Origin of the sequence: Myroides odoratimimus, from assembly GCF_004337635.1 — a bacterium.
Taxonomy (GTDB): Bacteria; Bacteroidota; Bacteroidia; order Flavobacteriales; family Flavobacteriaceae; genus Flavobacterium; species Flavobacterium odoratimimum.
In genome coordinates, this window is record NZ_CP037427.1 from 1,963,803 (window position 1) to 1,976,968 (window position 13,166).

Below are 13,166 nucleotides of genomic sequence, written 5' to 3' on the forward strand. Positions count from 1 at the left end.
GCCTTATTGTTTAGTTGATTTTTCTTCCTCTAATCTATTTTGTTCATAGCTTTCTGCCAGTCGTTTCTCTATAATCGGAACGATAAGCGTCTTACGAGGATTCTGTTTAACAAAAGGGAATAACTCAAGGTCGTGACTCATCACATCTTGAGGATTAGGATACTTATTAGTACCTAATAGGACTTCTTTACCATTGTTGAAAAGCTCTTGTTCTTTTTGAGCACTTTCATTTATTTTTTTCTGGATTGTCCCTTCGATTAGAGAAGTGATTAATCCATCTGCTTTTTCTATTGATTTAAACAGCTCTAATGCTTTCTCAGCTAGTTGAGCAGTAAGTGATTCGATATAGTATGCCCCTTCAGCAGGATTGTCCACTGCATCGAAATAACTTTCTTTTTTTAAGATTAAGAGTTGGTTACGAGATATACGATCACCGAATTCATTCTCTTTGTGATAGATAGCATCATAAGCTAAGTTACTAACTAAGTCAGCACCTCCTAATACAGCACTCATACACTCCGTAGTAGTACGTAGCATATTCACATTATAGTCATATAATGTTTTGTTTCGTTTAGTAGGGATAGCGATGATGTGTATCTTCGTATCTGTGTTGTATTCTTTAGTTACTAGCTCTGCTAGTAAGCGAAGTGCACGTAGTTTTGCTATTTCGAAGAAATAGTTAGTCCCTACAGCCGTTTCTATATAAATAGGAGTATTCTTTAACTTTATTCTGTTTAGGTACTCATTTAGATGAGCTAGTGCGTATGCTAACTGCTGTGTCATATTAGCACCAGCATTTTGGTACACAGTAGCATCTACATGAATAGCTACATTATTAGCTATACCTACACACTCATTTAGATTACTTAGGTCGCTGTTCAGGTTAGTGTACCAGTTACCATCAGTTGTTAGTTGGTGTATAGGGTCTAATAAGATTGTTATCTTATATCCATTGCTAGTAGCATATGTAGATAACTTTCTAGTATATGCAGTATCTAGGAAGTTAAATACGAAGAAGTATTGGTGCGTTTTTGGTAGTGCAGTTAATAATTCTGTAGCATCTATAGAAGGATTGTCTATCGTGAAGTAGATCACTTCAGCTCCTCTATTAAGTGTATCAAGCGTCTTTGCTATTGATCTCTCAATATCAAAAACGTATACCCTCTGTACAATGTTAAAATGAGAGGTACTAGTCGGTACAGGAATCGGACGGTGATCAGCATCATTGTGATAGAATGGCTTTACCTTAATTCCCTCTAAACTTTCCCAAACAAGTGTTTCATTGTAGTCAGCGCCTTTTAACTCAAACTGTATTTGGTTTTTCCACGCCTTAGAAGAAACTTTTTCAAATTCTTCGAATAATTGGTTAGTCATAATTTTTGGTTGGTAGTGAAACTTATTGTGCAGACAGTGTGTCAAACTCTATAATAAAGACATCTTCATTCTCCCGCTTCATATAATAATTTTCACGAGCATATTTTTCTGTAGCGTCTCCACTTTTTAGACCTTTGATAGCCTGTCTATCTTTTGCTATTTCGTTTTCGAAGTACTTCTTATTGTCCTCCAGCTTGTTAATCTCTTGATCTATAACCCGCTGTTCTAATAAAGAAGAACTGTCAAAAAATATTATCCAAATTACAAATAAAAGACCTACTAAAAAAAAAGGATTTTTTAGTAGGCTTACATATTTATAATTTTTTAGGGTCTCAACTATTTTCATAGCCTAAAGATAGTAAATTAACCGATTTTTTCATTAATAACTGTACGAACAATATCGATAGCAACAGTATTATAGGTATCATTAGGGATAATGATGTCTGCGAATGCCTTAGAAGGCTCGATAAACTGGTCGTGCATCGGCTTTAAAGTTGTCTGATATCTGTTTACCACTTCCATCATATCTCTACCTCTATCAGCTATATCTCTCTTTAATCTTCTAATCAGACGCTCATCAGAATCTGCGTGAACGAATATCTTAATGTCACACATATCGCGTAGCTCTGGATGACATAGAATAAGAATACCTTCTACGATCATTACTTTACGAGGGTGAGTTAAGATATAATCATCAGTACGATTGTGTTTCACGAACGAGTAAACAGGTTGGTTAATACTGTTTCCTTCTTTTAATTCTTTTAGGTGTTTTACCAATAATTCAAAGTCAATTGAACGAGGGTGGTCAAAGTTAATTAACGTTCTTTCTTCTAACGAAAGATTATCAGTCGCCTTGTAGTATGAATCTTGTGATATAACTCCAACTTCAGTTTCCGGTAGTTCATTTATAATTTGTTGAACTACTGTAGTTTTACCACTTCCAGTACCTCCTGCAATTCCTATAATAAGCATGTTATAATATATTTTTAGCAAAAGTATAAATTAATAATCTTGCATAGAAACATTTTTTATCGATTCACTGTTTTTTGGCTTTTATTATCAAAAGTTTAATAAGCTTCTCTGTGCTGATTCAGACTACTTATATTGATCTGTTTTCTAAAAAAAAGATATTGTTTTTTTATTTTCACCTCCTTTTTTAGCTTTAAAATCTTCTTTTTATAGAATGTATACTCTCTTTTTTTTCTATAAAGTAGTTTTTAGCGGTCAATATGATTGTTTTTCAAAATAAAGGATATACTTTTTTTTAAGTATATTTTTTGTTAATTGATTGATTTGTAGTTGTTTGGTTTGTTTTTGTGTTTTTTTACTGTATTGATTATATGTTGCTTAACCCTTGTAAAATATAGGATTGTATAGAGATTGCTCGACAATACATGGACAATAAGCCGAGTTTAGTGGAGCTGAGGTGTTGTTTGTCGAAGGAGTGATCTTTTAATATCCTAGTATTCTCCTCTAAGGATTATATAAAGGATACGAAATGGAAAATAGAAGTAATTATAAGGTAGTATAGTAATGTCATTAAGGATAGGGATAGAAAAAAAGAAAAATAGATCAGAAGGGGAGTCAGCGTGTATGCTGATGTTAGTAATAATAGGAGGATACTGGTAGTACTTCCATATTAGAATTAATTGGACAATAAGTGGTTAGTATTGGATAAAATACTGATTTAACTAGCTGTTTATATTGAATCTAAATAAAAAAGTTATATTTGTGTGATTTAAAGAAATAGAACCAAAGAATAAAACAACAATATGGCAAAGAAAGGTAACATACAGCGCAAAGTATTTACATTAAAGAATAGAGAGTATATCACGCCACATTATATACGTATTACATTAAGTGGTAATGATGTAGCAGATTTTAAGAATACAACGATAGGGGTAAATAATAAGATATTTATCGCTCCAGAAGGATGTGCTGAGGTACACTTACCAGAGTTTGACTTCGAGAAAGGGGCATGGAAGCCTCAAGAGGAATCAATCAAACCTTATGTACGTACTTATACACATAGAGGGATAGATTTAGAAAAGAATGAGTTATACATTGATTTCGTAGCACATGGTGATGAAGGGCCAGCTTCTAACTGGGCTATTAATGCAGAGATCGGTGATCCGCTAGGTGTAGCTATGGGATGTGATCCTAGTGAGTTATATCCTGAGGCAGCATGGTATATACTAGTAGGAGATGGTACAGCTATACCAGTATTAGGAGCTATATTAGAGTCTCTACCTGTAGATGCTAGAGTGAATGCTGTGATAGAAGTAGAAAGTGCAGAGGATATACAAGAACTACCTACTCATGCAGAGTCTAAAATCGAATGGCTGATCAACCCTACTTCTGGGCAAAATTCTGAACTGGCGAAGAAAGCAAAAGAAATCATAGCAGAGCACAGTGATGAGATGTCTAAGTTCGGATATGTAGCGGCTGAGTTTGATACAGTAAAAGAATTGAGAAACTACCTTCGAAAAGAATTAAACTGGACTAAGGATGAGTTATACGCTTATTCTTATTGGAAGTTTGGTAAGGCAGAGTCTGCTTCTGAAGCGGACCGTAGAGCTGAAAAAGCGAGCTTAGAATAATCAATTTTTGATAGAAATACTTCATCTTTGTTGTCTTAAAAAATAGAATGATGAAAAGAAGTGTTGTGGTAATATTACTTTCTTTATTAGGTGTGTGTTTCTCACAGTGTAAGGATAGTAAAGAAGTAGAGCAGACTATAGAAGTGCCTACTCCATCAGAACAAAGTAGTATAACTCCTACTGAAGAAGGAGTAGAGGAGAAAGAGGTGCTATATGGTACTTATGCAGGAAAGTTTCCTTGGACTGAGGAAGGAGAAGATATGGAGGTACTCCAAGTATCTGCTCAGATCAAAGAAGGTAATAAGTATGTGTATAGAGTCATTAGCTCCACAGGTACACATCATGAAGAGGGAGAGTGGGAGCTAGAGCAAGATAGACTGTACCTGAGAGAAGATGAGTATAGTGCTGCACATGCTTTCTTAGTAAAAGAAGGCAAATTATACTTTCTAGATAGTGAAGGAGATGTGGTGAATGAGCATGAATCTGGAGATTATATATTAGTGAAGAAATAAAATAGTTTTCCATAAATTGAACAAGAAGAGATGATACGATATTATTGTATTGTCTCTTTTTTTTGTTTTAAAGAGGATACTACTTTATTAACTAAGAATAAGGTTATTCTTTTTAGTTATCTCTTATATGAGAATAGAGAAGAGATATTGTGGTAAGATTTTTTAAAACAGAGGTGATTAAGCTTTACAGTTTATTTAAAAAAGTTGTTTTAAAGTGTTGGTTATTAAATAAAGTGTTTATATTTGTCCCAAATCAATGAAGAAAATGTTTATATCAATTATAAAGAAGGGAAAGAAACAGTACTTACGTCCGACGTCGTGAGCAGCTTTCCTATGGATATGAACTAAAGATATACTAAAGGGGCTTGTCATCACGACAAGCCCCTTTTTTTGGTTTATGGTCAGAGGGTATTACAGAATAGTATAGTTTTTGATCTGAGTAAAGAGAATACATTTAATAACAAATTAATTTTATATGAAAGTTTTAAAATTTGGAGGTACTTCAGTAGGAAGCCCAGAAAGGATGCAACAGTTGTTGCCGATTATTCATTCGCAGCAAAGCGATCGTCATTTAGTAGTCTTATCTGCTGTGTCAGGTACTACTAATGCCTTAGTAGGAATAGCAGAAGCGTATACTAATGGCAAAAAGGAGGATGCAAAGAAACAAATCGATAACCTATATGCTACTTATAAAACTTTCATAAAGCAATTATTTAAAACAGAGGAGGGTCTGCGGATGGCGACAGAAGTAATAGATCACCACTTTAATTTGTTAGAGTCTTTTAGCAATGATCTATTTACTGCGATAGAAGAAAGAATAGCATTAGCACAAGGAGAGTTACTATCTACTACGCTATTTCACTTTTACTTAAAAGAGATTGGGGTAAGCTCTGTATTACTTCCAGCACTTGATTTTATGCGTATCGATGAAGAACAAGAACCTAATCTTGACTATATCCGTACTCAAGCAAGTGCTCTATTAGCACAGTATCCTAAAGATACCTTATTTATTACACAAGGGTATATCTGTCGCAATGCTTTTGGTGAAATAGACAACCTTAGAAGAGGTGGGTCTGATTATACAGCTTCTCTAATAGGAGCAGTGTTACAAGCAGAAGAGATACAGATCTGGACAGATATAGACGGATTCCATAATAACGATCCTCGTTATGTACCGAATACCAAGCCTATTGCTAATCTGAGCTTTGATGAGGCAGCAGAGTTGGCTTATTTTGGGGCAAAGATTCTACACCCACAGAGTGTATTCCCTGCGAAGAGATTTAATGTACCTGTACGATTATTAGATACGATGGAGTTAAGTGCACCAGGTACTTTAATCTCAGATAACTGCCAGAATGATGATCAGATCGTGGCGATAGCGGCTAAGGATGGTATTACGGCTATACGTATTCACTCTTCGCGTATGTTATTAGCATACGGTTTTTTAAGACGAGTATTCGAAGTATTCGAACGATATAAAACGCCGATAGATATGATCACTACTTCTGAGGTAGCTGTATCACTAACCATAGATAATACGCAGTATCTAAAAGAGATTATAGAAGAGCTAAACTTCTTCGGTCATGTAGAGGTAGATACAGATCAGGCTATCATCTGTATCGTAGGAGATTTTAGAAATAATAAATTAGGGCATGCTACTATCGTCTCTGAAGCAGTGAAGCACTTGCCTATCCGTATGATATCGTATGGTGGAAGTGAGCATAATATATCTATTTTAGTTCCAGCTAGTCAGAAGTTAGAAGCATTGAGATCATTACACAGTAGATTATTTTAAACAAGGAATAGGATGACAAGAGAGATAATACAAGAATTAGAAGGAGTAGAGACTCCTTTATATTACTACGATTTACCACTTTTAAGAGAAACACTATCTGTCGCTAAGAGTGCAGCAGATCGTTTTGGTTATCATATTCACTATGCTATAAAGGCTAATAATAATCCGCGTATCTTAAGAGAGATTAGTGCTCACGGCTTCGGTGCAGACTGTGTGAGTGGGCTAGAGATAGAGCGCTCTATAGCAGAAGGCTTCTCTCCATCAGATATCGTGTTCGCAGGAGTAGGTAAGACAGATAGAGAGATATTAATCGGGTTAGAGAATCAGATTATGTCGTTTAATATAGAGTCTGTACAAGAGCTACAAGTGATAGGTGATTTGGCTACTAAGCATCAGCTAAAAGGGCGTATCGCCTTGCGTATAAACCCTAATGTTGATGCAAAGACGCATCACTATATCACTACGGGATTAGATGAGAATAAGTTTGGTATCATGATGCATGAGTTAATGAACTGTATCGAGATCATCAATAAGAATGAATATTTAGAATTAATAGGATTGCACTTCCACGTGGGATCGCAGATCACGGACCTGAATGTGTTCAAACGTCTATGTCTAAAAGTAAATGAATGGAATACTTGGTTCTATGAGAGAGGACATGATGTACCTGTGTTAAACTTAGGTGGAGGATTAGGGATTAATTATAGCGAACCTGATGAAGAAGCTATTGTTAACTTTTCTAATTTCTTCTATTTGTTCCACGAGTTTCTAGACGTGAGACCACATCAACAAATTCACTTTGAACTAGGGCGTTCTATCATTGCGAATAGTGGGACTCTGATCAGTAGAGTGTTATATATAAAGGAAGGACTGAAGAAGAACTTTGCTATTCTAGATGCAGGTATGACAGAGTTATTAAGACCTGCCTTATACCAAGCGTATCACAAGGTAGAATTGCTATCTGATAAATATGCGGATGAGGTGACTAACGAAACAGAAGTGAAGTATGATGTAGTAGGGCCGATCTGTGAGAGTAGTGACTGTTTTGGCAAAGATGTTTTACTTCCAAAATTAAAAAGAGGAGACCTAATCGCTATTCGTTCTGCAGGAGCTTATGGAGAGGTGATGTCATCGCGTTATAACTTGAGACAAGAGTTAGAATATTTTTTCAAAGAATAACATTAAAATAGTTTCATATTAAGAATAGTTTGTTAAATTTGAGTTCGAACAATAGAAAGTTATAAATTTAAAAAAGAGTAATAATGACATTAGGAGACATTGATGTAGCAGGAGAAATAATTGATTTAAATTTTCAATTATTAAGAACACAGATTTTATTAGAAGAAGTTTTAAAGCACAATGCAGAAACAATGAAATTGCCTTCACCAGAAGCAATGAATGAAATCAATGAGTTCGCTTTGAAATCTATTCAACAAAAATTCCCAAATATGAATATTGGAAGAAAAGAAGATGAGCCTCAAGCAGAGCAAGCTGAATAAGCTAAATAATACAAAAAAAGTCATACTACTAGTATGACTTTTTTATTATAGTTAATTGAGGTAATGTATGTCTATATATTATAAGCAGTAATCAGCTCCCCAGTCTTGGTGACCTCTGTCTTTCCAGCATTGGTAACTTTCTTTAATACCAAGTACTCTAAAAGTGTCTTTTTTCTTCTCCACAGTCATGATTACTTTCAAAGCTTTTAACGAATCATCATTGATCCCATCTTCTAATAAAGAAAGGGTAAATTTATTAGGATCTGTTGTCGTTGCTTTCGTGATGATATAAGTGTAATTGCCTTCTGCAGCCATATCTTCTGGTGCATATTCTTGCATGATCTTTTCGATAGAGTTTAAATTCTGCTCTATAATAGTCTTATTCAGAGTGTTGATTTCACTCTGTTCGATTATTCTAAACTCTCTATCTTCTGCTGTCATAGAAGTCAATAAATTCGGTTGATCTACAGGAGCATTGCCTGCAGTAGCACTATTATTTCCACAACCCATAGAAATGAAAGCAAAAATAAAACCTACTACAACGATAATCTTTTTCATACTTATTTAATTTTAGCTTTGAATTATGTTTCAAAAGTAAACAATAAGAACTTAAAGTTTGGTTATAGTAGGTTTGATAAATTACTAAATAATAGTTAATTATTTAGGGGTTGTATTTTTGATAATAATAATTTATTGACGTTTTTTTTATTATATTCCTATTTCGAACTGTAGTCTAAAATACCAATTGTTCTTCGTAGGACCTTGGTAGAACTTCTGTTTATCATACGTTAACTCAGCTTGTAACTTAAAAGTATGTTCCCAAAGGTATTTGTTGGCTCCTAGTGAAAACTGTGTTGTATTTGGTAAATTGAAGTCTGTGTTTTTGTGTAATTGGTCTTTCATAGTTTGAGTAGATACTCGACCTATGATTTCATAGTTGCTAGGGAAGATATAACTTAGTTGGTAGTCCATTCCTTGACCGGCAAAGATGTAGTTATATCCATCTGTAGGATCTTCAAGATTGTTTAATGACAATGCATCGTCTAAGGTTCTGTTCATATAAGATACCATACCAGCCCATCCATTATATTTAACGATACCGTCTAGCATTAATGAGTTGAATGACTTTGCTTCTCCTAGTTTATTCCCTGTTTGTCCTTGTGATTTCATTGCATTATTATTGCGATGGAAGGTACCTGATAACATTAATTTAGGAGTTGCTTCTCTAGCTAAGTCACCTTCAAAGAATGCACCATTCTTAGAGAAACTACCTAAAGGGAATAATTCTACTCTACCTGTTAATGCATAACTATCGCTTTCGCTACCTGAGAAGTTACGACCTCGACCTGTAGATACAGCAGTCTTAATATTATATCCGAATTCATTCTTCTTCTCACGTAAGTAATAGGCTTGTATACCGAAGTCACGATCGATGTTGAACTTAGAGTTGTTAATAGAACGATCTGTTAACTGTAGTGCTCCTGATGAGTTAATACGCTGTCTGTTACCAGGTAGTTTAGTCTGTCCGAAGATAAAGTTCCAGTTTTCGTTAGGACGATATGTTAAGGCAGCATCACGGATGATATTAATAGGTTCATTCTCTTTGGTTGTCCCTAAATCTTTAGGAGCGAATGAAAGCTGAATTACATATAAGAACTTAGGGCTACCTACGAAACCGTCAAGTCTTAGACGCAATCTTCTGATTTCTCCTTCATAGGTGTTTTTCTCACCATCGTTTTCATTGAAGGTTAATCTGTTCTGCATTCTGAATCGGATATTCAACTGGAAGATACTGTCTGCAGAAGTCATTCCTAGTCCTTTACCATAGCTATAGTATGGTAATTGTTCTAATTTTAATTCGTTACTAGTGGTTTCGTGCTTGATGTCTTGTGCCATTATCAGCATTGGACAAAGCAAAAAAAGACATTGTAAAAGCTTTTTCATAGTGCGTTGTATTTATTTGTGCAAAAATAACATTAGTTTTGCAATAGAAATACTTATGTTGTTACTTCAATGTAAAGATAGTGTTACCAAAAGGTTAAGGAAACAGATTTAATAAGAAATTATGGTATATATAGGTTATCATTTTAATGTAGAACCAAGAGAACTTGGTACAGAAATACTGATTGCGGAATTAGGAGAAAAGGCATTTGAGAGTTTTGAAGAGACAGCAACAGGTGTTAGTGCTTATGTTCAAAAAGATTTGTGGACAGAGGATATTTTAGAAGATGTTTTTATTTTACAGTCAGAACAGTTTACAATTACTTATAGAAAAGAAGAGATAGCTCAGGTAAACTGGAATGAGGAGTGGGAAAAGAACTTTGACCCGATCGATGTAGATGGTATATGTTATGTAAGAGCTCCATTTCATGAGAAAACAAGTGCTCAGTATGATATCGTTATAGAACCAAAGATGAGCTTCGGTACAGGACATCACGAGACTACCTTTATGATGATTCGCCAGATCTTGAATAACGATATGCAAGATAAGGTAGTGCTAGATATGGGATGTGGTACAGCTATCTTAGCGATATTAGCTGCTATGCGCGGAGCTAAGCACGTAGATGCTATCGATATCGATAACTGGTGTTATCTTAACTCTATAGAGAATGCAGAGAGAAATAACTGTGCTAACGTAGAGGTATTCGAAGGAGATGCTTCTATCATTAGTAAAGAGCCTAAGTACAATGTAATCTTAGCTAATATCAACAGAAACATCCTATTAAATGATATGGACAAGTATATTGCTAGTTTATATCAAGGAGGTGAGATTTACTTCAGTGGATTCTATACAGAAGATATTACAGCGATTAAAAATTGTGCAGAAAAGATTGGTTTAGTTTTTGAAAGTTCTTTAGAAAAGAATAATTGGGTATCTTTGAAGTTTATAAAAGGATAAAATTTCATTACTATATAATATATTATGAGTACACAAGAGCAAATTCAGGAAAATGTAGATGTATCTGAATTACTGAATGGAAACAGTGAAATTGTTTTGTATAATGACGATGTAAATACTTTTGATCATGTCATCGATACGCTTATTCGCGTGTGTGATCATACATCTGAACAAGCAGAACAATGTGCTGTATTAGTACATTATACGGGTAAATGTACGGTTAAAACTGGGGAGTTTAAGAAACTTAAATCTCAGTGTTTACAATTATTAGATGCAGGTTTAAGTGCTGAAATTATCTAATAATTATAAGGTATAGAAGCGTAACAGGACTGAGGTACTGTAGAAAATATAAAAAGGCTACTCATATCATATGAGTAGCCTTTTTTGTGATTATTTCTCTCTAAATTTTATGCCAATGAAAGTTCGAGTAGGGTTACCCCTTTCTACTTTCGTTTGGTTTAGCCACGTATTCTTTTCTTCTAGTTTGACTTCATTTAATGCCATATTCTGAAGTTTATCTAGTATTCTTTCGGTGGCTAATTTTTTGTTTTGGTGCTGAGATCTACTATCCATTGCTAGTACAGTAATGCCTGTAGGCAGATGAGTAGCTCTTACAGCCGAGCTAACTTTATTGACATTCTGTCCGCCAGCTCCAGAACTGCGTACAGCTTGGTATTGAATATCACGGTCAAGAATCGCAGGATCACTTGCTTTAGTGCTTTCAAAAATACCGATGTACCAATTCTTTCTTTTGTGTTTAGGTCTAAAGGGACTTTCGCAAATCCACTGTATTGTACCTAACCAAGTTCTCAAAAAAGTATCAACTTCTTTAGACGTTTCGACGATTTGGATAAAGACCGACGCGCCATGTGCGTCGGCTTCGTCCTGTATTGGATTAACTTTAATATTGGATTTGACTGCGTCGTCTATAAAAAGTTGTGCGATCTTCTTAACGGCAAAATCACACTCTTGGGGACCTCTACCTGATGTAATCTGAATAACTGTTGCCATAATTACTTATCCATTCTTACAAATTTAGGGGTAAAGCTTCCCAATACTTTTACTAATTCGCTTTGAGCTTGCATCACTGCATTGATGTCTTTATAAGCCATTGGGGCTTCATCTACGCTACCTCCGATAAGTTGAACACCTGTAGAGCTTAGCTCTTTCTTAATCTCACTCTTGGTAAACTTCTGTTTACATGCCGCACGTGAGTGTAGGCGTCCTGCTCCATGAGAGGCAGAATTTAAGCTCTCTGCATTTCCCAGGCCTTCGACTATATAGCCATTAGTAGTCATCGATCCCGGGACTATTCCTAATTGTCCTTCTGCAGCAGGAGTAGCTCCTTTGCGGTGAACAATTAATTCTTTGTTATTAATCACTTCTTTCCAAGCGAAGTTATGATGGTTTTCGATAGTGAAAGCTATCTGCTTACCTAATGCTTTAGCAATGCGACGGTGTATATCATCGTGACATGCCTTTGCGTAATCTCCTGCAAGATTCATGGCTAACCAATACTCTTGCCCATCATGTGTATTGAGGTCTAACCAAGCTAAATGTTGTGCATTGCTTGGTAGAGGGCATTGCTTAGTCGCAAGATATGTATAATGCTTAGCTATATTAGCCCCTAGACCTCTCGATCCACTATGTGAAAGAACTGCGATATATTCTCCAGGTTCTAATCTCCACTCAGGTTTAGTCTCCGTTAATCTAACGATACCAAACTCTACGAAGTGGTTACCACTACCTGATGTTCCTAATTGTTTGTACGCTTTATCTAATAAGCCTTTTACAAAAGGAATGTTTTTAAACTCTTCTCTACTGAATACTTCATGATCAGCTTTGACTTTATGTGTGTCATACATACCGAACTTGGTGTGTTCTGATAATATGTTTAACAACATATGGTCTTTTCCTTTTAGGAAGCTGGCAGGTAGATTAAAGACTGACATACTCATACGACATCCTATATCTACACCTACTCCATAAGGAATAACAGCATTGTCAGTAGCTAACACTCCTCCGATAGGTAAACCATATCCGTAATGAGCGTCAGGCATTAATGCCCCTTGTACTGCCACAGGTAATTTTAAAGCAGTGAACAGTTGGTATTTCGTCTGTTCGTCTATAGCGTCTTCTCCATAGATAGAGAATGGTACTCTATTGGTATTCAGTTGATGCTTTTTGACTTCTACTTGTTTTATCATACTCTCTGCTACTTTGCCCCAGATACCGTCTCCTATGTAAGAATCAGGATTCTTTAGTACAAGCTTAGCTTCTTCAAGTATGTTGTTTTTATTCTCTTTTTTCTTATATCTATTTACTTGCCCTAAGGCGATGTTTATTGTATTGTTTTGAGGAAAGCCTATCTTAATAAAGTCTCTCCCAGAAAGTTTCCTTCCCATGATGTAAAATTTAAATTGACTAAATGCTCAATTGTATACGGTACAATTGATCTGTTTTTTACTGAAGATCTTTAGCATCTAT

General features: G+C 35.3%; 14 protein-coding genes. 7 read left to right on the forward strand and 7 right to left on the reverse strand.

Going from position 1 to position 13,166, the window contains the following annotated elements; translation table 11 throughout:
- Nucleotides 1-3: 3 nt before the first annotated feature.
- The 3 genes from E0Z07_RS08970 to udk are packed head-to-tail and all read right to left on the reverse strand — an operon-like array spanning nucleotide 4 to nucleotide 2,346.
- A complete protein-coding gene (locus E0Z07_RS08970; protein WP_016649852.1) occupies nucleotides 4-1,374 on the reverse strand; it encodes a methylmalonyl-CoA mutase subunit beta in 1,371 nt (456 codons plus the stop codon).
- Between the two features lie 22 nt (nucleotides 1,375-1,396).
- The gene (locus tag E0Z07_RS08975) at nucleotides 1,397-1,720 is read right to left on the reverse strand and encodes an FtsB family cell division protein (protein ID WP_006257148.1); all 324 of its coding nucleotides are present in this window, start codon (nucleotides 1,718-1,720) and stop codon (nucleotides 1,397-1,399) included.
- 17 nt (nucleotides 1,721-1,737) lie between these two features.
- A complete protein-coding gene (gene udk, locus E0Z07_RS08980) occupies nucleotides 1,738-2,346 on the reverse strand; it encodes a uridine kinase (RefSeq protein ID WP_006257147.1) in 609 nt (202 codons plus the stop codon).
- A gap of 800 nt (nucleotides 2,347-3,146) precedes the next feature.
- On the opposite strand from udk, the gene E0Z07_RS08985 reads away from it, so the two are divergent.
- The 5 genes from E0Z07_RS08985 to E0Z07_RS09005 all read left to right on the forward strand — a co-directional run bounded on the left by E0Z07_RS08985 (nucleotide 3,147) and on the right by E0Z07_RS09005 (nucleotide 7,780).
- Complete coding sequence (locus E0Z07_RS08985; protein ID WP_006260609.1) at nucleotides 3,147-3,974, forward strand: siderophore-interacting protein; 828 nt, start codon at nucleotides 3,147-3,149, stop codon at nucleotides 3,972-3,974.
- A 47-nt stretch (nucleotides 3,975-4,021) separates the two neighbouring features.
- Nucleotides 4,022-4,486, forward strand: a complete 465-nt coding sequence (locus E0Z07_RS08990) for a hypothetical protein (RefSeq protein WP_225581509.1) — start codon at nucleotides 4,022-4,024, stop codon at nucleotides 4,484-4,486.
- Nucleotides 4,487-4,961: 475 nt separating this feature from the next.
- On the forward strand, nucleotides 4,962-6,281 hold the full coding sequence (locus E0Z07_RS08995) for an aspartate kinase (protein ID WP_006260611.1): 1,320 nt from the start codon (nucleotides 4,962-4,964) through the stop codon (nucleotides 6,279-6,281).
- Between the two features lie 12 nt (nucleotides 6,282-6,293).
- On the forward strand, nucleotides 6,294-7,460 hold the full coding sequence (gene lysA, locus E0Z07_RS09000; RefSeq protein ID WP_006260612.1) for a diaminopimelate decarboxylase: 1,167 nt from the start codon (nucleotides 6,294-6,296) through the stop codon (nucleotides 7,458-7,460).
- 83 nt (nucleotides 7,461-7,543) lie between these two features.
- Nucleotides 7,544-7,780 carry a hypothetical protein gene (locus tag E0Z07_RS09005; RefSeq protein WP_006257142.1) on the forward strand — a complete coding sequence of 79 codons (237 nt, stop codon included), beginning with the start codon at nucleotides 7,544-7,546 and terminating at the stop codon, nucleotides 7,778-7,780.
- Nucleotides 7,781-7,858: 78 nt separating this feature from the next.
- Here the strand turns inward: E0Z07_RS09005 and E0Z07_RS09010 are convergent, their stop codons facing one another.
- Both E0Z07_RS09010 and E0Z07_RS09015 read right to left on the reverse strand, forming a co-directional pair.
- Nucleotides 7,859-8,338 carry a hypothetical protein gene (locus E0Z07_RS09010; RefSeq protein ID WP_006257141.1) on the reverse strand — a complete coding sequence of 160 codons (480 nt, stop codon included), beginning with the start codon at nucleotides 8,336-8,338 and terminating at the stop codon, nucleotides 7,859-7,861.
- Nucleotides 8,339-8,488: 150 nt separating this feature from the next.
- Nucleotides 8,489-9,724 (reverse strand): porin, encoded by a 1,236-nt coding sequence (locus E0Z07_RS09015; protein WP_006266416.1) that lies wholly within the window; start codon nucleotides 9,722-9,724, stop codon nucleotides 8,489-8,491.
- A gap of 121 nt (nucleotides 9,725-9,845) precedes the next feature.
- On the opposite strand from E0Z07_RS09015, the gene prmA reads away from it, so the two are divergent.
- On the forward strand, nucleotides 9,846-10,679 hold the full coding sequence (prmA, locus tag E0Z07_RS09020; protein ID WP_006257139.1) for a 50S ribosomal protein L11 methyltransferase: 834 nt from the start codon (nucleotides 9,846-9,848) through the stop codon (nucleotides 10,677-10,679).
- 24 nt (nucleotides 10,680-10,703) lie between these two features.
- Nucleotides 10,704-10,979 (forward strand): ATP-dependent Clp protease adaptor ClpS, encoded by a 276-nt coding sequence (locus E0Z07_RS09025; RefSeq protein WP_006257138.1) that lies wholly within the window; start codon nucleotides 10,704-10,706, stop codon nucleotides 10,977-10,979.
- Between the two features lie 90 nt (nucleotides 10,980-11,069).
- On the opposite strand, the gene prfH is transcribed toward E0Z07_RS09025, so the two are convergent.
- Both prfH and E0Z07_RS09035 read right to left on the reverse strand, forming a co-directional pair.
- Nucleotides 11,070-11,690 (reverse strand): peptide chain release factor H, encoded by a 621-nt coding sequence (gene prfH, locus E0Z07_RS09030; RefSeq protein WP_131540574.1) that lies wholly within the window; start codon nucleotides 11,688-11,690, stop codon nucleotides 11,070-11,072.
- 2 nt (nucleotides 11,691-11,692) lie between these two features.
- Nucleotides 11,693-13,084: an RtcB family protein gene (locus E0Z07_RS09035; protein ID WP_006257136.1), complete on the reverse strand. Its 1,392-nt coding sequence runs from the start codon at nucleotides 13,082-13,084 to the stop codon at nucleotides 11,693-11,695.
- Between the last annotated feature and the right edge of the window lie 82 nt (nucleotides 13,085-13,166).